This window comes from Streptomyces sp. Q2 (genome assembly GCF_056820935.1).
In genome coordinates, this window is the sequence record NZ_JBXEJE010000019.1 from 130,605 (window position 1) to 152,428 (window position 21,824).

The window sequence follows — 21,824 nt, forward strand, 5'->3', positions numbered from 1 at the left end:
GGGCAGCCGCGCTGCAAGGAAGCGTAGGGACAGCTTCCGTTTGCTTTCCGGCGAGCGAAGGGCATGGTGGTGGCGTTCAATGTGACCGGAGGTGGGCACGGCGAGTGGGCCGTGCTCCAAGTGTCGGGCGAGCTGGACCTGGTGACGTCGCCCGTGCTGCGTCAGCGGGTGCACGACGTGATCGCCGAGGGCGGCCACAGCATCGTCCTCGACCTCTCCGAGGTCTTCTTCTGCGATTCCAGCGGCGTCGGCGTCCTCATCGCCTCGCGCCGCCTCATCCGTTCCTGCCAGGGGCAACTGCGCCTGATCCTCCCGGCCCGGGGTGCGGAGGACGGCTCCCACGTCAACAGAGTCCTGGGCGCGCTCGGCGTCCGCCGGCTGTTCGACGTCCATCCGGACCTCGACTCGGCCGTGAGCACCGAGGCCGATCCGCTCTCGGCGTGAGGACGGGTCGTACGGCTGTGCCACACCGTTGTCCCGAAATTCCCCCGGTCTTGGCACAAGGGTCACTTTCCCGCGCCCCGAGGGCCTTCCACGTCGTACGCTCCGTGGCGAGGCGGAGGGCCTCGCACTCCCACGTCAGCACGTAAGGCGGCACGAGAAGACATGGTCAGCAGCGAGTACGAGCGCAGGATCGCCGCCCGGTTCGCCACCTTCGACCAGGACGGCAACGGCTACATCGACCGCGGGGACTTCAACGTGGCGGCCAAGGCGCTGCTCGCGGAGTTCGGCACGGCGGCCCGCTCCGACAAGGGACAGGCCCTGTACCTCGGTGCCGAGGCGTTCTGGCAGGGCATGGCCGGCATAGCGGACCGGGACGGTGACCAGCGCATCACCCGCGAGGAGTTCGTGGGCGGCGCGGTCAAGCGCCTGCGCGACAACTCCGAGGGTTTCGCCGAGATCGCCCGGCCCTTCCTGCACGCGGCGCTCGCCGTCGCCGACCCGGACGGGGACGGCGCGGCCACCGTCGAGGACACCGCGCGCGTGCTCCGGATCCTGGGCGTCCCCCAGGACATCGCCCAGACCGCCGCGACGGCACTCGACGCGGACGGCGACGGCAAGGTCGGCGAGACCGAGATCGTGACGGCCTTCGCGCGGTACTTCACCGTCCCCGAGTGACCGTGACCGCGGCCTCACGTCCCCGCGCGACCTGAAAAGCGCTCCCTGAGCTTGTACTTGAGTACCTTCCGCAGGGTCTCGCCCCGCGGAAGGGCGTCCACCACCTCCAGCCGCTCCGGCAGCTTGTGCGTCGACAGCCCTTCGGCGCGCAGATACGACGTCACCGCGTCCAGGGTCAACTCCTCGGCCGCCGAAGCCTGCTGCGCCGCCTCGACCACGGCACAGACCAGCTCCCCGCGCTCCGCGTCCGGCAGCCCGATCACGGCCACGTCACCGATGCCCGGATGCCGGTGCAGCAGGTCCTCGATCTCCTTCGCCGAGATGTTCTCGCCCTTGCGGATGATGACGTCCTTGAGCCGCCCGGTGAGGACCAGATGGCCGGCGTCCGTCAGCCGCCCGAGGTCCCCGGTGCGCAGGAACCCCTCCTCGTCGAAGGCCTCGGCGCTCTGGGAGGGATCCAGGTAGCCCCGGCAGACGGCCTCCCCCCGCAACCGCACCTCCCCGTCCACGATCCGTATCTCCATCCCCTCGGGCGGCCGCCCCTCCGTCGTCGCCAGCAGCTCCGGGGTGTCGTCCGGCGCCCCCATCGTGATCATCGGCACCTCGGTCATGCCGTACCCGTGGGTCAGCTGCACGCCCATCTCCCGTACGACGGCGTGGTACACCTCCGGCGGCTTGGGCGCCCCGCCGCCCGCGAGCAGTCGCAGGGAGGGAATGACCGGGACGCCCGGCTGTTTGCGCTGCTCGGCCAGGAACATCGAGTAGAACGCCGTCGACCCGCCCGCCATCGTCACCCCGTGCCCGCGGTATTCCTCCAGCGCGTCCGGCAGCGCGAACTGCTCGGACATCACCGCCGGGAAGCCGTACAGCAACAGCATCACCATGTAGTCGGGGCCGCCGATATGGGCGTACGGGAAGGCGATCGAACCGACGTCGGACGCGGTGGGCCGCAGCGCGTGGGCGAGGCAGGAGCCGCCCGCGATCAGTGAACGGTCGGTGTGCAGGACGCCCTTGGGGGACGAGGTGGTGCCCGAGGTCCAGTAGATCCAGCGGACCGAGGTGCCCTCGGCGGGCGGCTCGGGCAGCGCGGAGGGGTCGCCGTCGGGCAGGCGGTCGTACGCCTCGATGATCCCCTTCGCGCCGAGTCGCCGCGCCATCTCCGTGTGGTCGAAGCCGCGCCACTCGCCCGGCACCGCGAAGTACTCCGCCTTCGACTCCCGCAGCGCGAAGGCGACCTCGCGGTCCCGGTAGAACGGGATGACCGGGCTCTGTACGGCGCCCAGGCGGGCCAGCGCGAAGGACAGCAGGGCCGTCTCGATGCGGGTGGGCAACTGCCAGGCGACGACCGTGCCGGGGCGTACGCCCCGGCCGTACAGGCCCGCCGCGACCCGCTCGGACCGGTCGCGCAGCTCTCCGAAGCTCAGCGCGCGCTCCTCCTGGAGGAGGACCGGGCGGTCGGGGGTGAGGTCGGCGCGGCGGGTGACCAGGTCCCAGAGGGTGCGGGACGCGCCGAGCGCGTGGGCGGTGTCGTTCACAACGGCCCCCTGTGAAGCTGACGGATAGTCAGATGGTGGGCAGAGCGTAGGGCTCGCCGCCTTGTCGGTCCAGAGGTGCGGGGCTAGCCTTCCCGGGAGTCGTATCTGATGGAGCGTCAGGTAACTCTCCCGGGAGGCCGCTGGTGGATCTCGCGTACTCGCCCGAAGAGGAGGAGTTCCGGGCGCGGCTGAAGGAGTGGCTGGCGAAGGTGCTGCCCACGCTGCCCCCGAAGCCGTCGCCCGACGACTGGCCCGGGCGCCGCGCCTACGACCTCGGCTGGCAGCGCATGCTCCACGACGCCGGATACGCCGGACTGCACTGGCCCGTCGACGCGGGCGGACAGGGCGCCACCCCGACCCAGCACCTGATCTTCCTGGAGGAGACCGAGAGGGCCGGCGCGCCCTATGTGGGCGCCAACTTCGTCGGACTGCTGCACGCGGGGCCGACGATCGCCGCCGAGGGGACACCCGGGCAGCGGGCGCGCTGGCTGCCGCCCGTGCTGCGCGGCGAGGAGGTCTGGTGCCAGGGCTTCAGCGAACCGGACGCCGGGAGCGACCTCGCGGCGCTGCGCACGCGCGCGTGCCGGGACGGCGACGACTACGTGGTGACCGGCTCCAAGATCTGGACCTCGCACGCCCAAGTCGCCGACTGGTGCGAACTGTTGGTGCGCACCGACCCGGACGCCCCCAAGCACCGGGGCATCACCTGGCTCGCCCTGCCGATGGACGCCCCGGGGATCACCGTACGGCCGCTCAGGACCCTCGCCGGGTCGGCCGAGTTCGCCGAGGTGTTCCTCGACGAGGTGCGGGTGCCGGTCGCGAACCGGGTCGGCGACGAGAACGACGGTTGGCGCGTGACCATGGTGACGCTGTCCTTCGAACGCGGCACGGCCTTCGTCGGCGAGGTCGTGGCCTGCCGGCGCGTGCTCGGCGAACTCGCCCGCACCGCACGCGGGAACGGGCGCTGGGACGATCCCGCGCTCCGGCGACGGCTGGGCCGGCTGGAAGCCGAGTTCCGCGCCCTGTGGCGGCTCACGCAGTGGAACGTGAGCGAGGCCGAGGCGAGCGGCGGCGTGCCGGGTGTGGGGGGCTCGGTCTTCAAGCTGCGGTACTCGCAGGCCCGGCAGCGGCTCTACGACGCCGCCGCCGACGTCCTGGGCCCCGACTGTCTCGACCTCGACCGGCCGTGGGTGCTCGACCGCCTGTCGTCGCTGTCGTACACCATCGCCGCCGGGACCTCGCAGATCCAGCGGAACATCGTGGCCGAGCGGATCCTCGGGCTGCCGAAGGGACGATGACGTGCGTTTCCGGCTGACGGACGACCAGCGAGCCCTGCGGGACGGCGTACGGCAGCTGCTCGCGCGACGTTTCGACCGCGAGGCGCTGTGGGCGGCCGTGGCGGCGCCGGGGCTGGACCGCGCGCTGTGGCGCGAGCTCGGCGCGGCCGGGTTCTTCGCGCTGCGGCTGCCGGAGGCGGAGGGCGGGGTCGGACTCGGGCTGCCCGAAGCGGTGTTGGTTTTCGAGGAGGCGGGGCGGACACTGCTGCCCGGGCCGCTGGTGGCCACGCATCTCGCGGCGGGGAGCGTGCCGGGGGCGGCGACGGGGGAGGTGGTCGTGACCGCCGTCGACGGGGGCCTGGTGGAGTGGCTGGCGGAGGCGGACCTCGTACGGGGGGAGGCGGCCGGCGCGGTACCGATGCGGTCGGTGGATCCTCTGACGCCGCTGCACCGGGTGACCGCCGGGGGCTCACCCGGCGCCGTCGGGCGCTCCCGGGGCCCCGTCACCGCCCCGGGCTCCCCGGATCCCGTCGCCGTACTCCTGACCGCGGCCGAGCAGCTCGGCACCGCCACGCGCGCGTGCGAGCTGGCCGTGCAACACGCCCGGACCCGTGAGCAGTTCGGGCGGCCGATCGGGGCCTTCCAGGCGGTCAAGCACCTGTGCGCCGAGATGCTGGTGCGGGCGGAGGTGGCCCGGGCGGCCGTGTACGCGGCGGCGGTCACCGCCGACCCGGTGGACATCGCGGCGGCCCGGCTGCTCGCCGACGAGGCCGCCGTGCACGGCACCCGGGACTGTCTCCAGGTGCACGGCGGGATGGGGTTCACCTGGGAGAGCGAGGTGCACCTGCATCTGAAACGGGCCTGGGTGCGGGCTCAACGTGGCGGCGCGAACACGGAGAGTGAGGACGTCCTCGCGGCCGATCTGGTGGGCTGAGCGGCGAAGAGGCGGAGTGGGCTGGGGTGTCGCCGCGGCGGCCGGGACGGATGTCGCGGATTGTGGCATACCGGAATCACGGAGCGTTGATATCGGGTTGTGTCCTGAGTGTGACTCGTCACGTCCCGGAGTCGGTCGGTCGCTCCGGTACCTTGTGTGAGATGCGAATGGTTCCGAGCACGAGCCATGCCGGTGTCGCCTTCGGGGCGGCTCCGGATCCGGCGGTGCGCGCCGCTGTTCGCAGGGCAGGAGGGCCGTCGTCCCCTGCTTGTTCGACTTCCCTCTACGAGCGTCGCACAGTATGGCGCACGGGTACTCCTTCGCGCTGGAATATGCCCGAAGCGCTTGTTGGGGTGACTGTACGTCAACCATGCTGTCTCATAAGGGATTCACGTTCCGTGACCCCGGCTTTGGCCATTGTTCTGGCCATGCAAAAAATGGCTACGATCGTGGCCCTCGTGAGGCGCGAGGCTATGTGTCCGCCGGTTCGGATGGTGTGAGCGGTGCAGGTGCTTCAAGTGCAGCTGGAGATCCGGCCCGACCCCTCTGAGGTCGGGCGAGCCCGGAGGTGGGCCCGCTCGCGCCTCGCCGGGTTCGGCATAGGGGACGACGAGCCGCTGGCCGAGATCCTGATCCTGCTGGTCTCCGAACTGGTCACCAACGCCGTGGTGCACACCGGTTGTCCGGCCGTGCTGCGACTCACCCTGCCGCCGCTGGAGGCCGAACCGGCCACCGTACGCCTCGAGGTGGCCGACCGCAGCGAGCGTGCCCCGGTACCGCGATGCGCCGACGGCGAGGAGACCGGTGGCCGGGGACTCGCCCTCGTCGACGGACTCGCGGACCGCTGGGGCTGGAGCCCCGAAGGCGCCGGCAAACGCATCTGGTGCGAACTGGACCGGTGCGGCGCACCCCAGGAGGGGACCACGACCTACGGTGGCGGCGCTTCGGCGTATGAGGGGCTGGCGTTCGAAGCCGTGTGACCGGCGCGCACGGCCGTCGAGGCGGTCCTCGCGGACCGGGCCTGGTCGCCTGCCCGACGACCCGGTGCACGGCCGCAGAAAGTGCTGTCGTCCTTGATCGGCGGTGAATCCGTGCGCCGGGACGTGCTTCTGTGCGCGCCCACGACAAGTAGGGCGTAAGTGGTAAATCCCCGAACAGGTGTTGACGCCACGTGACGGGTTGAACACGCTGGTGGTCAGCGATTCGCCGCGAGGGGACGCCGAGGGTTCCGGTGACGGGAGCCCTCGACGAGTGTGGGTCGTGATTCGGCGTCGGTTCTTTCAGGGCCAGGAGGAACCGGTGGGGGACAGTGCGCCGGAGTCGGTCGGTGGCGCGCGATGCCGTGCTCGGGGCGGGCAGTCGCGCGCCGCCGCCCGACGGCCCAGGGGGCTCAGAGGATCGCGACCGGCGCCACCGGGGTTCCCGTGGCGCCGACGAAGGGTTCGGGCATTGCCGACAGCAGGAACGCGTACCGGCCCGCTTCTCCACAGGCTGTGGACAACTTTTCGAGATTCCAGTTCTGGCCCTGGAGCATGCCCATCTCGACGAGGTCGAGCGCGTGTACGGGCAGCCACAGATCCTCGACCTCGGGCGGGAAGATCTCGAAGGTGAGGGTGTCGTTCGCGACCGCGGCGACATCGCGCGCGTGGAACCACTCGGGGGTGCGGATCGACAGGCCGGGCGACGGATGGCCGTACGCCGGCTTGTCGCCCGCCAGGTACACCTGGATCTGCCCGGTCCGTACCAGCACCACGTCACCGGCACGCACGCGCGTACCGGCCAGTTCCTCGGCGGCGTCCAGGTCCTCGGGAGTGACGGCGTGGCCACCGTCGAGCCGGTCCACGCCGCGCGCGCGTGCCACGTCGAGCAGCACCCCGCGCGAGACGATGTGCCGGGCCTTGTCGATGCCGCTGAACTCGGCGCCGCCGTGCGGGGTGATGGTGCCGGCCGGGCGGCCGTTGTAGAGCCGGCCCGAGTGCGAGACGTGGGTCAGCGCGTCCCAGTGGGTGGCGGCCTGCAGGCCCATCGTCACGGCGTCGTCGCTGCACGCCACCGTCCCCGGGCCGAAGATCTCCTGGTTGATCTGCACCATGGCGTGCAGCGGGTTGACCCGGCCCGGCATCATCCCGGTCTGGACGCCGTCCTGTTGGAGAGGGAGCGCGAGGGGCACCCGCAGCCCGCTCCGGACGCAGGTCGCGGCCTCGCGGACCACCTCGTCGGTGATCAGGTTGAGGGTGCCGATCTCGTCGTCGTCCCCCCAACGGCCCCAGTTGTTCACGCGCTTGGCGATGTCGTGAAACGCCGGATGGAGTGCGGGCAAGGACATCTCTGCTCCCGGGGCTTGTGTCCACACATCTGACGGGTCATAGAATCTAACGGTCCGTCAGAAACCGCGGGAAGGGGCCGGCGTGGGGAACTTCTTGGCAGGCAAGGCGATCGCGGTGACGGGCGCCGGGCGGGGCATCGGCCGGGCGGTGGCGCTGGGCGCGGCGGCCGAGGGGGCGCGGGTCGTCGTCAACGACTACGGCGTCTCCATGGACGGCGGCTCCCCGACCAGTGAGATCGCCGAGTCCGTCGTCAAGGAGATAACGGCGGCGGGCGGCGAAGCCATCGCCGTGGCCGACGACATCTCGACGATGGCGGGCGGACAGCGGGTCGTCGACGCGGCCCTGACCTCGTACGGACGGCTCGACGGGGTCGTGTGCGTCGCCGGGATCCTGCGCGAGCGGATGCTGTTCAACATGTCCGAGCAGGAGTGGGATCCGGTGATCGCCACGCATCTCAAGGGCACGTTCACGGTGTTCCGGGCGGCGTCGGCGGTGATGCGGCAGCAGCGGGCGGGGACCTTGATCGGCTTCACCAGCGGCAACCACCAGGGCTCGGTGTCGCAGGCCAACTACAGCGCGGCGAAGGGCGGCGTCATCTCGCTGGTGCGGAGCGCCGCGCTCGGCCTGCACAAGTACGGGGTGACCGCCAACGCGGTGGCGCCGGTGGCCCGTACCCGGATGTCGGCGAACGTTCCCGTGGAGCTGACCGAGATCGGTGAACCCGAGGACGTGGCCGCGCTCGTGGTCTACCTGCTGTCGGACCGCGCGAGGGAGCAGCGGATCACGGGGCAGGTGTACACGATCGCCGGGCCGAAGATCGCGGTGTGGGCTCAGCCCCGGGAGTTGCGGGCCGCGTACGCGGAGGGGTCCTGGACGCCGGAGCGGATCGCGGAGTTCCTGCCGGGGTCGGTCGGGGTGGATCCGATGCCGATGCTGTCGCAGGTGGCGGGGATGGAGAGGGCGGCGCGGGATGGTTCGCGGCCGAACGCCCAGTAGCCCTGGGGTGCGGGTCGCAGGGCGGCTGCGGGTTTGGTGCGGCTGGTCGCGCAGTTCCTCGCGCCCCCACGAGGTTGGACTCGTCCGGCGTTGAGAGGAGAGCCCTGTGGACTTTGGATTCAGTGGCGAGGACGAGGCGTTCCGGGCGGAGGCGAGGGAATGGCTCGCGACGCATGTCGACACGTCCCTCGATCGCCGGACCTGGGAGCGCACCCTCGGCAAAGCAGGCTGGATCGGGCTCGGCTGGCCCGAGGGCGGGTACGGCAACCGCACCGCCACGCTCACCCGGCAGGTCGCGTGGGCCGAGGAGTACGCCCGCTCGGCCGCGCCGCCGCGCTCCGGGCACATCGGCGAGAACCTGCTCGCCCCCACACTCCTCGCCCACGGCACCGACGAGCAGAGGTCCCGGTTCCTGCCCCCGGTCGCGGCGGGGGAGGAACTCTGGTGCCAGGGCTACAGCGAGCCCGGCGCGGGGTCGGACCTGGCCGGGGTGCGGACGAAGGCCGAACGCGGCGCCGACGGGACGTACCGGATCACCGGCCAGAAGATCTGGACGTCCCTCGCGCACGAGGCGGACTGGTGCTTCGTTCTCGCCCGTACGGAACCGGGGTCGAGGCGCCACCACGGGCTCACCTTCCTGCTCGTCCCCATGGACCAGCCCGGCCGGATCGAGGTACGGCCCATTCGGCAGCTGACGGGCACGAGCGACTTCAACGAGGTCTTCTTCGACGGGGCACGCGCGCGCGTGGAGCACGTCGTCGGAGGCGAGGGCGGCGGGTGGCGGGTCGCGATGAGTCTGCTCGGGTTCGAGCGGGGCGTCTCGACGCTTGCCCAGCAGATCGGCTTCGCACAGGAGCTGGGGCGGGTCGTGCGGGCGGCCGTCGACTCCGGCGCGGTGGACGATCCCGTCCTACGGGAACGGCTCGTGCGGCAGTGGGCCGAGCTGCGCGTGATGCGCTGGAACGCCCTGCGCACGCTGGGGAGTTCGGGTGACGCGGGCGCACCCAGTGTCGCCAAGCTGCTGTGGGGCGGCTGGCACCAGCGGCTCGGGGAGCTGGCGATGCTGGTGCGGGGCGCGGCGGGAGCGGTCGGGCCGGCCAGCTGGTCGGCCTCGGCCCCGTACGAACTCGACCCGCTCCAGCACCTGTTCCTGTTCTCCCGGGCCGACACGATCTACGGCGGCTCCGACCAGATCCAACGCACGATCATCGCCGAGCGCGTGCTCGGTCTGCCGAGAGAACCCAAGGGCTGACAGGGGGCTGCGTGATGCGAGGCGTGGTGTTCGACGGGACGCGGACCGAGGTCGTGGACGACCTCGACGTACGGGATCCGGGGCCCGGGGAGGTGCTGGTCGCGATCTCGGCGGCGGGGCTGTGCCACAGCGATCTGTCCGTGGTGGACGGGACCATACCCTTCCCCGTTCCTGTGGTGCTCGGCCATGAGGGAGCGGGGGTGGTGGAGGCCGTCGGGGCCGGTGTCACGCATGTGGCGCCCGGGGATCACGTGGCCCTGTCGACGCTCGCCAACTGCGGGGCGTGCGCCGAGTGCGACCGGGGGCGGCCGACGATGTGCCGGAAGGCCATCGGGCGGCCGGGGCGGCCGTTCACGCGGGGCGGGCGGCCGGTGTTCCAGTTCGCGTCCAACTCCGCCTTCGCTGAACGGACCGTGGTGAAGGCCGTGCAGGCGGTGCGCATCCCGGGGGACATCCCGTTGCCGTCCGCGGCGCTCATCGGGTGCGGGGTGCTGACCGGGGTGGGTGCCGTACTCAACCGGGCCGCGGTGGACCGGGGGGACAGCGTGCTGGTGATCGGCACCGGCGGGGTCGGGCTGAACGTCCTGCAGGGCGCGCGGATCGCGGGCGCGCTGCGGATCGTCGCCGTGGACGCGAACCCGGCGAAGGAGGCGGTGGCACGGCGGTTCGGCGCGACCCACTTCCTGACCTCCACGGACGGGGTGCGGGACATCCTGCCGACGGGGGCGGACCACGTCTTCGAGTGCGTCGGCCGCGTGGAGCTGATCCGCCAGGCGATCGACCTGCTGGACCGGCACGGCCAGGCGGTCCTCCTCGGCGTCCCGTCGGCCACGGCCGAGGCGTCCTTCCTCGTCTCGTCGCTGTTCCTGGACAAGTCGGTCCTCGGCTGCCGCTACGGCTCCTCCCGCCCGCAGCGCGACATCCCGCTGTACGCCGAGCTGTACCGGGAAGGACGGCTGCTGCTCGACGAGTTGGTGACGCAGACGTATCCGGTGGAGGACTTCGAGAAGGCGGTGGCGGACGCGGAGGCGGGGCGGGTGGCGCGCGGGGTGCTGACCTTCTGAGCGGGTCCGGGGCGTGTCGGGACGCGTGGCGAGCGGCGCCGCGTCGGCCGGTCACCGCGGGGCGCCGACACCGCCGTAGCCGTCGAGGCCGCCGACTGCCGGCCCGGCGCCCCCGGCGCGGAAGGTGCGGCGATACGCGGTGGGGGTGACGCCGAGGGCCGCCTGCAGGTGCTGCCGCATCGACTGGGCGGTGCCGAAGCCCGCGTCCCGGGCCACCTGGTCGACGGACAGGTCGGTGGACTCCAGCAGGTGGCGGGCCCGCTCCACCCGCTGCTGGGTGAGCCACTGGCCGGGGCTGACGCCGACCTCCTCGCGGAAGCGGCGCGTGAAGGTGCGCACCGACATGGCCTCCTGCTCGGCCATGTCCCGCAGCTGGATCGGCTCGTGCAGACGGCCCAGCGCCCAGGCGCGCGCGGAGGTCGTGCTCGCCAGCTGCGGGTCGGGCACGGGCCGGTGGATGTACTGCGCCTGTCCGCCGTCGCGATGCGGCGGTACGACTGTTCGGCGGGCCACCTCGTTGGCGATCGCCGTGCCGTGGTCGCGGCGCACCATGTGCAGGCACAGGTCGATGCCGGCGGCGACGCCCGCCGAGGTCAGGATGTCGCCGTCGTCGATGAACAGGACGTCCGCGTCGACCTTGACCCGAGGAAAGAGCCGCTGGAGGTGCTCGGCCTCGGCCCAGTGCGTGGTGGCGGGCCGGCCGTCGAGGAGCCCCGCGGCGGCCAGGACGTAGACGCCGGTGCAGATCGAGGCGATCCGGGTGCCGGGGCGGATGTGCGCGAGCGCGGCGGCCAGCCCGTCGGTCAGCACGCCCTGCTCGAAGACCGGGCCGAGCTCGTACGAGGCCGGGATGATCACGGTGTCGGCGGTCGCCAGGGCCTGTGGGCCGTGCGGGACGTGAACGGAGAAGTCGGCGTCGGTCTCGACCGGGCCCGGTGGCCGGATCGAGCAGGTGATCACCTCGTACAGATGTCGTCCCTCGGCGTCCTTGGGGCGGCCGAAGATACGGTGCGGGATGCCGAGTTCGAAGGGGAGCGCTCCGTCGAGGGCGAGGACGGCGACGCGGTGCGGACGGAAGTCTGGGGAGCCGGTGGCCGTTTCCATGGCCCGATCCTAGCGAATGATGTCTTTCGGGCCACTCGATCACGCGTGCCGCGGACGGAAAGCTCTATGTCGTGACTCAGACAAGCCGAGCCGCCGTGGCGGCACCCCCCGCCGGGAAGAAGCAGGCCCGCATCCACCGGGCGTGGTTCGTCGCCGCCGTCACCTTCGTGACGATCATCGGTGCCGCCGCCTTCCGTTCCCTGCCCGGGCTGCTCATCGACCCGCTGCACCAGGAGTTCGGCTGGTCGCGCGGCACGATCGGCGCGGCGGTCTCCCTCAACCTCGCGCTGTACGGGCTCACCGCGCCCTTCGCGGCAGCGCTGATGGACCGTTTCGGCATCCGCAGGGTCGTCGCCGCGGCCCTGCTGATGATCGCGATCGGGTCCGGTCTGACCGTGTGGATGACGGCTGCCTGGCAACTGCTGCTGTGCTGGGGTCTGCTGGTCGGCCTGGGCTCCGGCTCGATGGCGCTGGCCTTCGCCGCCACGGTCACCAACCGCTGGTTCACCGAGCGGCGCGGCCTGGTCACCGGCATCCTCACCGCCGCCTCGGCCTCCGGCCAGCTGATCTTCCTGCCGGTGCTGTCCCTGACGGTCGAGTACCACGACTGGCGCCCGGCGGTCGTCACGGTCGCCCTCTCCGCCCTCGCGGTGGTCCCGTTCGTATGGCTGCTGCTGCGCGACCACCCGGCGGACGTCGGGCTGAACCCGTACGGCGCGCGGGAGTTCGTACCGAAGCCGGCCCCCGCGCCGGGAGCCGCGCGCCGGGCCGTGGCCGTCCTCTTCAAGGCCGCCCGCACCGGTCCCTTCTGGCTGCTGGCCGGCACCTTCGCCATCTGCGGCGCCTCCACGAACGGCCTGGTCCAGACCCACTTCGTGCCCGCCGCCCACGACCACGGCATGCCGGTCCCGGCGGCGGCCTCGCTGCTCGCGGTCATCGGCGTGTTCGACGTCGTCGGCACGATCGCCTCCGGCTGGTTCACCGACCGCTTCGACTCGCGTCGGCTGCTGGCGGTGTACTACGCGCTGCGGGGCGTCTCCCTGCTCTTCCTCCCGATGCTGCTGGCCCCGTCGATCCATCCGCCGATGCTCTTCTTCATCGTCTTCTACGGCCTGGACTGGGTCGCCACCGTCCCGCCCACCGTGGCCCTGTGCCGGGAGCACTACGGCGAGGACAGCGCCATCGTCTTCGGCTGGATCCTCGCCTCCCACCAGGTCGGTGCCGCGATCGTGGCCGTCCTGGGGGGCGTGGCCCGCGACGTCTTCGGCAGGTACGACATGGTCTGGTACGCGTCGGGCGCGCTGTGCGCGGCGGCGGCGCTGATGGCGCTGGTGATCCGGCGACGGCCGGCCGCTCCCGTGCTGGTCGCGGGCTAGGGCTGCGGTCCGGCGGATCGGGTCGCGGGACATCGGCGGCGGCTCGCGGCGGCTCGTCGACGCGGGTGGGCGGGGTCTGGGGCGTCGAGCAGCGAGGCGGAGGGGGCGTCGACGCGACGGGAGTTCCCCGCGCGAGGCTGTCGAGCCTGGGGAGTCGGCGACCGGTGACAACGCCGCGGAACGGCGAGCCGGGCCCCGCGTCCGCGGCATGGTCCGCCGGTCAGACCAGGCCCTGAAGAAGGCGGCCGAAGCGGCCCCTGTGGAACAGCAGCGGCTCCTGGTCCTCGTCGCCGGTGCCCAGCGCCGCCACGCGTCCCACCACGATCAGGTGGTCGCCGCCCGTGTGCACCGCGTGGATGGCGCAGTCGACCCACGCCAGGGCGCCGGTCAGGCGGGGGGAGCCGGTGACGGGTGCCGGGTCGTGCCGGACGCCCGCGAACTTGTCCGTGCCGCTCACCGCGAAGGCGCGGCACAGGTCGCCCTGGCCCGCGCTCAGGACGTTGACGCAGAAGACCCCGGCGCGGGCGATGCGGGGCCAGGTCGTGGACGTACGGCCGACCATGAAGGCGACCAGGGGCGGGTCGAGGGAGAGGGAGCTGAAGGACTGGCAGGCGAAACCGGCGGGACCGGGTTCGCCGTCGGTGACGGGTGCCGTCACCACGGTCACGCCGGTCGCGAAGCTCCCCAGCACGCGCCGGAACTCGCCCTGGTCGACCGGCAACCGCTCGTCCTCGCGGACACAGCGCAACTCGGGGCGCGGCAACGGCTCCACGGGCTCCGGGTGGGGCCCGGACCTGAGGTAGCGGACGGCTGCGGCGGCCATTCCTGCGTGTCCCATCACATCCCCATTGAAGCTGACGGCGTGTCAGATAGGAAGGGGCGGGCGGGAGCGCGGAAGGCGCTCACCGGCCGCGGAAGCCGGGCTTCCTGCGCTCCACGAAACTCGCCACGCCCTCCCGCGCGTCCGCCGTCGTCATGTTGATCTCCTGCGCGGCGGCCTCCGCGGCGAAGGCGGTCGTGCGGTCGGCGTCCAGGGAGGCGTTGACCAGTTGTTTGGTGAGCGCGAGGGCGCGAGTGGGGCCGGTGGCGAGGCGTTCGGACCACTCGCGGGCCGTCTTGTCCAACTCCCCGTCCGGGACGGCCCGGTTGACCAGGCCGAGCCGTGCCGCGTCCGGCGCGGTCAGCGCGTCGCCGAAGAACATCAGCTCCTTCGCGCGCTGCGGGCCGATCAGGCGGGGCAGGAGATACGCGCCGCCGCCGTCGGGGACGAGCCCGCGTCGCGTGAACACCTCGATGAACCTGGCGGACTCCGCGGCGAGTACGAGGTCGCAGGCGAACGCGAGATGGGCGCCGAGGCCGGCCGCCGTGCCGTTCACGGCGGCGATGACCGGCTTCTCGCAGTCGAGGACGGCGGCGACGAGACGCTGGGCGCCGACGCGGATCGTGCGGGCCACGTCACCGGCGACGCGGTCGCCCGCCGGCGGTCCGCCGCGCAGGTCCGCGCCCGCGCAGAAGCCACGCCCTGTGCCGGTGATGACGACCGCCCGTACGGCCGGGTCGGCGGAGGCCTCCGACAGTAGCCGGATGACGCGTTCGCGCTGGTCAGGGGTGAGGGCATTGAGGGCTTCGGGGCGGTTGAGCGTGATGCGGCAGACCTGATTGTCAGTGGCGTGCTGTACCAATGACTCAAGGGATTTTCGGGGCTCTTGGGGGGAATTGGACATGTTCATCTCAGCTGCATTCATTTCGGCCCCGTCCGTTTCGGCCCCGTCCATTTCAGCCGTGTCGCTTTCAGCTGCACATCACCAGGGCGTCGAGCGCCACCGCCCCCTGCCCGCGCGGCAGCACCATCAGCGGGTTGATGTCGAGTTCCGCGAGATGGTCCCCGAGTTCCAGGGCCATGCGCTGCACGCGCAGGACGACTTCGACGAGCGCGTCGAGGTCCGCCGGGGGGCGCCCCCGGACCCCGTCGAGGAGGGCCCGCCCCCGGAGTTCGTCACACATGTCGCGCGCCTGCCTCTCGCCGAAGGGCGGCACGCGTACGGCCACGTCCCGCAGTACCTCGACGAGGACACCGCCGAGCCCCACCGTCACCGTCGGCCCGAAGAGCTGGTCATGCGTGACACCGACGACCATCTCGACGCCCCGCTCGACCATCTGGCAGACGAGGACGCCGTCCAGGGACACGTCCTCGTAGCGGGCGATGTCGGTCAGCTCCCGGTAGGCGTCCCGGACCTGGCTGGCCGAGGTCAGGCCGATCTTCACCAGGCCGAGCTCGGTCTTGTGGGCGATCCGCGCGCCGGACGCCTTCATCACCACCGGGTAGCCCACCAGGCCGGCCGCGCGCACGGCCGCCGCCGCACTGGTCACCAACTGCTCGCGCGGTACGCGGATTCCGTACGCCCGCAGCAGTTGCTTCGCCGCGTGCTCGCTCAGCTGCTGGCCGGGGCGCATCAGCTCGCGCGCCTTGCGGAAGGACGGCGAGGGGGTGCGCGGCGCCGAGTCGAAGGGGGAACGGTAGCCGGTCACGAAGCGGTGGTGGTCGAGGTGGGCGCGGACGGCGGTGAGACAGTTCGCGACCGTGCGGAAGGTAGCCACCCGNAAGGACGGCGAGGGGGTGCGCGGCGCCGAGTCGAAGGGGGAACGGTAGCCGGTCACGAAGCGGTGGTGGTCGAGGTGGGCGCGGACGGCGGTGAGACAGTTCGCGACCGTGCGGAAGGTAGCCACCCGGGACGAGCCGAGCAGCACCTCGCGGTACGCCGGCTCGGTGCCGACCGGCGACCCCCACACCACGCACACCAGCTTGTCCGTCCGCTCGGCGGCGTCCACCAGGTCCTGGACGAGCTTGTCGCTCAGGGGCGGGAAGGGCCCGGTGATCGGGCAGATCAGAACGCCGACCTCCGGGTCGTCGAGGATCGCGTCGATGATCTTCCGGCCCCGTTCGTCGCCGACCGGGTGCCCGCCGTTGTCGACGGGGTTGGAGACGTTCAGGTACTCGGGTATCCACTGGTGCAGTTCGGTCTGCCGGGCGTCGGACAGCTCCGGCAGCCGCAGTCCCGCCTCGGTCGCCAGGTCGGCGACGTGCGCGCCCGTGCCGCCCGAGATCGAATAGACGACGACCCCGTCGGCGCGGGGCGGCCGGGCTCGGGCCAACAGGGCCGCGGTGTCCTGGAGTTCGTCGAGGCCGTCGACCCGGATCACCCCGTACTGCCGCATCGCCGCGTCCACCACGGTGTCCGCGCCGGTCAGCTTGCCGGTGTGTGAGGCGGCCGTGCGGGCGCCGGTCTCGGTGCGGCCCACCTTGACCGCCACGACCGGCACCCCGCGCCGGGCGGCCCGGTCGGCGGCGAGCAGGAAGGAGCGGCCGTCCTTGAGCCCCTCGACGTAGCAGGCGATGGCGCCGACCTCGGGCTGCTCGGCGAAGTAGGAGAGGAAGTCGGAGGTCTCCAGGTCGGCCTCGTTGCCGGTGGGCGCCCAGTGGGACAGGCGGACGCCGAGTTCCTGGAGGGCGAAGACGGGGCGGCCCTGGTGGCCGGACTGGGTGATCAGGGCGATCGCCGGACCGTCCAGGTCGTCCCGGAAGTGCTCGAAGGCGTTGAGGTTGGTGTTGGGCCCCAACAGCCGTATCCCGGACCGGCGCACGGCGGCGGCGAGGCGGGCCTGCGCGGCGGCACCCTCCTCGCCGGTCTCCGCGAAGCCGGAGGCGAAGGCGACCGCGAACCTCACCTTGGCCTCGGCGAGTTCCTCGATCACGGGCAGGGGGTCGGCGACCAGCAGTACGGCGAGATCGACCTGTTCGGGCAGGTCGGCGACGGAGGAGGAGCAGGGGATGTCGAAGACGGACGGGCGGGTGGGGTGCACGGGGTGCAGTCGCGCCCCGACGCGTTCGGACCAGGCGAGCAGTTGGCGGGTCACGCCGGTGTTCGGGCGGCCCTCCGTGTCCGAGGCGCCGATCACCGCGACGGACGTGGGGTGGAAGAAGCGGTCCAGATCGGGGACCGTGGAGTACAGCGGCCGTCCGCTGACGTCGAGGTCGTCGACCTCGGCGGGCCGGCCGTGGACGGCGGGCCCGGGTTGCTCGCCACAGGCGATGACCCGGGCGCCGCGGGAGTCGGTGGTGAGAGTGCCGTGGGTTGATCCAAGCATCGGTCCGCCCGCTCCTGTGTGACAGCACAAACAACTGACGCTGTGTCAGATTACAGAATTGACGGAACGTCAGGAATGGTCGTGCACGCAAAGGATGCCGGGCGGACCGGCGGAGAGTACCTGGAGAAGGCCCCCCGGGGGCTCTGGGACGACGGTCGGTCCCGACGGACTCCTACAACGCCGCCAGTACCTCCCTCGCCACCCGCTCGCCCGACCGTACGGCTCCGTCCATGAAGCCCATCCAGTAGGTGGCGGTCTCCGTCCCGGCCCAGTGGATGCCGCCGACGGGCTCGCGCAGAGCCGGGCCGTACCGGGTCAGGACGCCGGGTGCGGCGATGGAGACGGGGCCGCCGCGGGTGAAGGCCTCGTTGTTCCAGCGTTGCAGGACGAAGGAGGAAGGGGAGGCGGCTTTCTCGCCGAAGTACGTCACGTAGTCCTTCAGCACGGCCGCCCTCACCTCGGCCTCGCTCGCCGCGTCCAGCGCCCGCATCTCGTCGGCCTCGATGAACCCCATCAGCGCGCCGTAGGAGGCGTCGGGCGGGGAGTTGTCGAAGGTGGAGCTGATCACTCCGGTGTCGCTGACGACCTGGCCGTTGAGGCCGTCAGCGCGCCAGAAGGGGGTGTCGTAGACGGCGATCGCCTTGCCGACCGAGGCCATCGGAAGGCGCTGGGTGAGCTGGTCGCGGCCGGCGGGGAGGAGGGGCTCGTAGGAGATCCGGGAGGCGAGGGGCGGGGGCACCGCGACGACGACGCGGTCGGCGGTGACCGTCGTACCGTCCGCGGTCACCACGTATCGGCTGCCGGACCGTACGACGGAGCGGACCGGGGCCCGCAGCACCACTCGGTCGCCCAGCGTGGCGGCGAGTCTGACCGGCACCAGCTGGGAGCCGCCGATGAAGCGCAGTTCCTGGGCGCCGTTCGCGGTCTCGGTGAGGCGTTCCAGAGTGCCGGGGTTCGACGCGTTGCCGGCGGCGGCGATGTAGGAGACGACGAACAGAAGTGAGAGCTCACGGGGTTCGGCCGAGAAGATCGAGGTGCAGGCCACGTCGAGGAGGAACTTGGCGGACGGGACGACGGCGTTGGCGCGGAGCCAGGTCTCGAAGGTCTGCCGGTCCCACTCCTCGGCCTTCGCGGCGGTCCAGGGCGCGTCGACCGGGATCTGTTTGGCCATGTCGTCCAGCGAGGCCTGCACGATCGCCGCGTTGGCCAGGCCGGCCACGTCGATGGGCGGGACGGCGCCGAGCAGTCCGTCGGTGGCGTAGGCCGTCTTCTTGCCGTCCTTGTAGAGGAGGTTCTTGCCGGTGTTGTAGGTGGGGAAGGTCGCCACGCCCAGGGAGTCGGCGAGCGCCTTGATGCGGTCCTGGGTGGGGCCGATGAACTCGCCGCCGCCCTCGGTGACTCGGCCGTTGCCCAACGGCAGGTTCACCACCCGGCCGCCGACGCGGTCACGGGCCTCCAGGACGGTCACCGTCCGTCCGGCCGCGACCAGGTCACGGGCCGCGGTGAGCCCGGCCAGGCCGCCGCCGACGACGGCGACGTCCACGTCACGGGTGGCGGCCGACGCCGTGCCGGCGGCGGTGGTGGTGAGGGTGACGGCGCCGGCGGTCGCGGCGGCGCCGCCGAGCAGGGTGCGTCGGGAGAGCTGTCTTTCACGTGCCACGGGCATCCTCCGTCGTAGCGAGAGGTGGGTGGAGCCGGAAAGTGAGCAGGGCTCACATTCTGGGCACGTGCGTGGCGTGCGTGGCGTGAAAGGGCCCTTCCCGCGCGTACGCGCGGCACATCTGACCCAGACGCAACAGGGGCTCTACGTAAGCGAGTTGACGTCTTCTACGTCACGGGGAGACGGGACACCCGTCCTGTCCCGTCCTTGGCGATGACCTTGGCGATCTTCTGCGCGTCGATGGCCAGCTCGCGGAACATGCCGCTGATGGGATTGGTGTAGCCGCTGAAGAAGAGGCCGGGGGCGTTGTCCGGGCAGCGGGCGCCGTGCACGACCGGCTTGCCGCGGGCGTCGAGCACGTCGAGGTGGCCGACCAGGCCCTCCAGGGCACGGGTGTACCCGGTGGCCGCGATCACCGTGTCCGGTTCGATACGGGTGCCGTCGGCGAGGACGACCTTGCCGTCCTCGAAGGCCTCGACGGCGGCCACGACCTCGACCCCGCCCTTGCGGACGGCGTCGATCAGGCCGACGTCCTGGACGGGGATCGAGCCCTCGTTGACGCGGGAGTAGAGGCCGGTGTCGGGGCGGGGCAGGCCGTGCGCGGAGAGGTCGGGCACGCTGAGCTTGCCCACCGGTCCCGCGAGCCGGTCGACGAGGGACACCGGCAGACGCCGTACGAGCACGCCCGTGTACTGGGCGGCCCAGCCGGCGGTCGAGCGGCGCAGGATGTGCGGGACCGTGCGCACCGACAGCCGCACCCGCGCGGCCCCGCCCTCCACCAGGTCGACGGCGATCTCGGCGCCGGTGTTGCCGATGCCGACGACGAGGACGTCACGGCCGGCGTAGGGCTCGGCGTTGCGGTAGTCGCCGGCGTGCAGGAGGCCGCCCTTGAAGGTGTCGCGTCCCGGCCAGTCGGGCACCCGGGGCGTGTGGTTGTAGCCGGTGGCGACGACCACCGCGGCGCCGGTCAGCTCCCGGCCGCCGGTGGCGTGCAGCAGCCAGCCGGTGCCGTCGGGGGAGCGCTCGATCCGGGAGACCTCGACGCCGGTGACGATCTCCAGCTCGTGGTGCTCGGCGTACTTCTCCAGGTACCGCACCACGTTGTCCCGGGAGACCCAGCGCCCGAACCGGCGTGGCATGGCCAGCCCCGGCAGGCTCGAAAGGCGGCGGGTCGTGTGCAGGTGCAGCCGGTCGTAGTGGCGCCGCCAGGACGCCCCGACGTGGTCGGACTTCTCCAGGACGACAGCGCGCAGGCCCTGGGCGCGCAGTGCGTACGCGGCGGCGAGTCCGCCCGGGCCGCCGCCGATGACGTACACGGGGCGGTCTGCCTGGTTCGGCTCCGCGGGACTCGCGGAGGCGGGGGAGGACGCTGTGGAGTCGGCCATGAGCGCGAGCGTAATCACATGCCGGGTTGATGGGTCTCGGTCAAGACCGGAATTGGTTGCGGATTGATCACGGCTGTATGGGGAGTGGGTGGGACCGGTGGTGTGGCGCGCGTGGTTGTGCAGGACTCGGGACAGGCCGCGACGCCGAGCCCACAGGGTGCGGTGGGCTCGGCGTCGGGGGCGGCGGCCGGAGTTCTGACGGGAAACCGGGGCCGCGTTCGGGGGCGAGGACTGCTTCGGGGACTGTTTCGGGTCGGCGGGGGCCGTCCCTCTCGGGTGTCGCGGGCGTCCCTTCCGGTGAGGCGGGTCCGTCCCTCCCGGCCGACGCGGGGTTCCCGAAGGCCGTTAGCTGACGTACCGTCAGATTCATGGACTCGATCTGGCTCACCGGTGCGCAGTGGCTGGCCGTGCTGCGCATTGGACTCGGGCTGTGGTGGCTGGAGAGCTGGCGGCACAAGGACAAGAAGGCGTGGTTCGAGGGAGCCGGGATCGCCTGGGCCGCGGACGTGGCGGCCAAGCACCGGTGGAAGGCGGTGCGCGGCGGCTTCGACGTCGTCGTCACGCCGCGTCCCAGGACGATGGCGTACGTCGTCGTCTACGCGGAGCTCGCCCTCGGCCTCGGCCTGATCCTCGGCTTCCTCACCCCGGTCGCCCTGGTCGGCGGACTACTGCTGAACCTGCTCTACCTCGTGCTGATGATCCACGACTGGGCCGAGCAGGGGCAGAACTCGATGATGGCGCTGATCTCGGTGGTGGCGCTGTTCGGGATGTCGTGGCAGACGTGGTCGCTGGACAGCGCGCTCGGGCTGTTCCCGTGACCGCGCGGTACGACGTCCCCGAGGCGGACGCCTTCACCCGGACGTACTGGGACGCGGCGGCACAGGGGCGGCTGCTGATCCGGCGCTGCCAGGCGTGCGGGCGGCCCCACCACTACCCGCGCGAGTTCTGCCCGCACTGCTGGAGTGAGGACGTCGACTGGGAGCGGGCGAGCGGCCGGGCCACGCTCTACACCTGGTCCGTCGTCCACCGCAACGACCTGCCGCCCTTCGCCGCCCGCACCCCGTACGTCCCCGCGGTCGTCGACCTCGCCGAGGGCCCGCGGATGATGACGGAGGTCGTGGAGTGCCCGCCCGACCGGCTGCGGGCCGGGATGGAGCTGGAGGTCGCCTTCCGGGAGGGGGTGCCGGTGTTCCGGCCGCCGGGCGGGATCGGGATCCACGAGTGAGGCCGGGGGGCTTGGGCGGGATCGGGATTCACGAGTGAGGCCGGGGGGCTTGGGCGGGATCGGGATTCACCAGTGAGGCCGGAGGGCTTGGGCGGGGTCAGGGCACACGAGGGAGGTCGGGCGACTCCGGCGGCCGCGAAGGCACCGGTGATCCCGAGCGGCCTGGGCGGGTTGTGGACGCGTCGGTGAGGCCGAGCGGCCTGTGCGGGTCGTGGAGGCACCGGTGAGCTCGGGCGGGCTTGGGCGGCCTGCGGGAGCGTCGGTGGCCCCGGGCGGCTTCGGCGGGTTGTTGGACGCACCGGTGAGGCCGGGTGGCTTCGGCGGTCCGCGGACGCACCGGTGATCCCGGCGGGCCTGTCCGGGTTGTGGGCGCGTCGGCGGCCCCCGCGCGGCTTCGGCGGGCCGCGGACGCTCCGGTGACCCC

Annotated in this window: 18 protein-coding genes and 2 pseudogenes; 11 read left to right on the plus strand and 9 right to left on the minus strand. The window is 72.1% G+C overall.

Annotated elements, in window-relative coordinates:
- Positions 1-63: 63 nt before the first annotated feature.
- Together ACWBNA_RS22070 and ACWBNA_RS22075 are read left to right on the plus strand one after the other, a co-directional pair.
- Entirely contained in the window at positions 64-444 is a 381-nt protein-coding gene (locus ACWBNA_RS22070) for an STAS domain-containing protein (RefSeq protein ID WP_482706164.1), read from the plus strand.
- A gap of 162 nt (positions 445-606) precedes the next feature.
- Positions 607-1,119: an EF-hand domain-containing protein gene (locus ACWBNA_RS22075; protein WP_482706165.1), complete on the plus strand. Its 513-nt coding sequence runs from the start codon at positions 607-609 to the stop codon at positions 1,117-1,119.
- A 14-nt stretch (positions 1,120-1,133) separates the two neighbouring features.
- On the opposite strand, the gene ACWBNA_RS22080 is transcribed toward ACWBNA_RS22075, so the two are convergent.
- Positions 1,134-2,654: a class I adenylate-forming enzyme family protein gene (locus ACWBNA_RS22080; RefSeq protein WP_482706166.1), complete on the minus strand. Its 1,521-nt coding sequence runs from the start codon at positions 2,652-2,654 to the stop codon at positions 1,134-1,136.
- Positions 2,655-2,797: 143 nt separating this feature from the next.
- Here ACWBNA_RS22080 and ACWBNA_RS22085 point away from each other — a divergent pair, with 143 nt between their 5' ends.
- The 3 genes from ACWBNA_RS22085 (at position 2,798) to ACWBNA_RS22095 (ending at position 5,845) form a co-directional block, all read left to right on the plus strand.
- A complete protein-coding gene (locus tag ACWBNA_RS22085; RefSeq protein WP_482706167.1) occupies positions 2,798-3,952 on the plus strand; it encodes an acyl-CoA dehydrogenase in 1,155 nt (384 codons plus the stop codon).
- Between the two features lies 1 nt (position 3,953).
- Complete coding sequence (locus ACWBNA_RS22090; protein WP_482706168.1) at positions 3,954-4,865, plus strand: acyl-CoA dehydrogenase family protein; 912 nt, start codon at positions 3,954-3,956, stop codon at positions 4,863-4,865.
- 518 nt (positions 4,866-5,383) lie between these two features.
- Complete coding sequence (locus ACWBNA_RS22095; RefSeq protein ID WP_482706227.1) at positions 5,384-5,845, plus strand: ATP-binding protein; 462 nt, start codon at positions 5,384-5,386, stop codon at positions 5,843-5,845.
- 410 nt (positions 5,846-6,255) lie between these two features.
- On the opposite strand, the gene ACWBNA_RS22100 is transcribed toward ACWBNA_RS22095, so the two are convergent.
- Positions 6,256-7,191, minus strand: coding sequence for a cyclase family protein (locus tag ACWBNA_RS22100; protein WP_482706169.1), 936 nt, complete (start codon positions 7,189-7,191; stop codon positions 6,256-6,258).
- A gap of 82 nt (positions 7,192-7,273) precedes the next feature.
- Here ACWBNA_RS22100 and ACWBNA_RS22105 point away from each other — a divergent pair, with 82 nt between their 5' ends.
- The 3 genes from ACWBNA_RS22105 to ACWBNA_RS22115 all read left to right on the plus strand — a co-directional run bounded on the left by ACWBNA_RS22105 (position 7,274) and on the right by ACWBNA_RS22115 (position 10,504).
- On the plus strand, positions 7,274-8,188 hold the full coding sequence (locus tag ACWBNA_RS22105) for an SDR family NAD(P)-dependent oxidoreductase (protein ID WP_482706170.1): 915 nt from the start codon (positions 7,274-7,276) through the stop codon (positions 8,186-8,188).
- A gap of 106 nt (positions 8,189-8,294) precedes the next feature.
- Positions 8,295-9,440: an acyl-CoA dehydrogenase family protein gene (locus ACWBNA_RS22110; RefSeq protein WP_482706171.1), complete on the plus strand. Its 1,146-nt coding sequence runs from the start codon at positions 8,295-8,297 to the stop codon at positions 9,438-9,440.
- Between the two features lie 14 nt (positions 9,441-9,454).
- A complete protein-coding gene (locus ACWBNA_RS22115) occupies positions 9,455-10,504 on the plus strand; it encodes a Zn-dependent alcohol dehydrogenase (RefSeq protein WP_482706172.1) in 1,050 nt (349 codons plus the stop codon).
- Positions 10,505-10,555: 51 nt separating this feature from the next.
- On the opposite strand, the gene ACWBNA_RS22120 is transcribed toward ACWBNA_RS22115, so the two are convergent.
- Positions 10,556-11,608, minus strand: a complete 1,053-nt coding sequence (locus tag ACWBNA_RS22120; RefSeq protein ID WP_482706173.1) for a GlxA family transcriptional regulator — start codon at positions 11,606-11,608, stop codon at positions 10,556-10,558.
- A 71-nt stretch (positions 11,609-11,679) separates the two neighbouring features.
- Between ACWBNA_RS22120 and ACWBNA_RS22125 the strand changes: the two genes are divergently transcribed.
- A complete protein-coding gene (locus ACWBNA_RS22125) occupies positions 11,680-12,984 on the plus strand; it encodes an MFS transporter (protein ID WP_482706174.1) in 1,305 nt (434 codons plus the stop codon).
- A 220-nt stretch (positions 12,985-13,204) separates the two neighbouring features.
- Here the strand turns inward: ACWBNA_RS22125 and ACWBNA_RS22130 are convergent, their stop codons facing one another.
- The 6 genes and pseudogenes from ACWBNA_RS22130 to ACWBNA_RS22155 form a co-directional block, all read right to left on the minus strand.
- A complete protein-coding gene (locus ACWBNA_RS22130; protein WP_482706175.1) occupies positions 13,205-13,822 on the minus strand; it encodes a flavin reductase family protein in 618 nt (205 codons plus the stop codon).
- A 64-nt stretch (positions 13,823-13,886) separates the two neighbouring features.
- Complete coding sequence (locus tag ACWBNA_RS22135; RefSeq protein ID WP_482706176.1) at positions 13,887-14,708, minus strand: enoyl-CoA hydratase/isomerase family protein; 822 nt, start codon at positions 14,706-14,708, stop codon at positions 13,887-13,889.
- 67 nt (positions 14,709-14,775) lie between these two features.
- Positions 14,776-15,591 (minus strand): annotated as a pseudogene (locus ACWBNA_RS22140) (acetate--CoA ligase family protein); the annotation flags it as partial.
- A gap of 21 nt (positions 15,592-15,612) precedes the next feature.
- A pseudogene (locus ACWBNA_RS22145) lies at positions 15,613-17,130 on the minus strand (CoA-binding protein); the annotation flags it as partial.
- Between the two features lie 172 nt (positions 17,131-17,302).
- Entirely contained in the window at positions 17,303-18,790 is a 1,488-nt protein-coding gene (locus ACWBNA_RS22150; protein WP_482706177.1) for a flavin monoamine oxidase family protein, read from the minus strand.
- Positions 18,791-18,957: 167 nt separating this feature from the next.
- Entirely contained in the window at positions 18,958-20,175 is a 1,218-nt protein-coding gene (locus ACWBNA_RS22155; RefSeq protein WP_482706178.1) for a flavin-containing monooxygenase, read from the minus strand.
- A gap of 368 nt (positions 20,176-20,543) precedes the next feature.
- On the opposite strand from ACWBNA_RS22155, the gene ACWBNA_RS22160 reads away from it, so the two are divergent.
- Both ACWBNA_RS22160 and ACWBNA_RS22165 read left to right on the plus strand, forming a co-directional pair.
- A complete protein-coding gene (locus tag ACWBNA_RS22160; RefSeq protein ID WP_482706179.1) occupies positions 20,544-20,993 on the plus strand; it encodes a DoxX family protein in 450 nt (149 codons plus the stop codon).
- Positions 20,990-21,400, plus strand: a complete 411-nt coding sequence (locus ACWBNA_RS22165) for a Zn-ribbon domain-containing OB-fold protein (protein WP_482706180.1) — start codon at positions 20,990-20,992, stop codon at positions 21,398-21,400. Before ACWBNA_RS22160 ends, ACWBNA_RS22165 begins: the two co-directional genes overlap by 4 nt.
- The last annotated feature ends 424 nt before the right edge of the window (positions 21,401-21,824 follow it).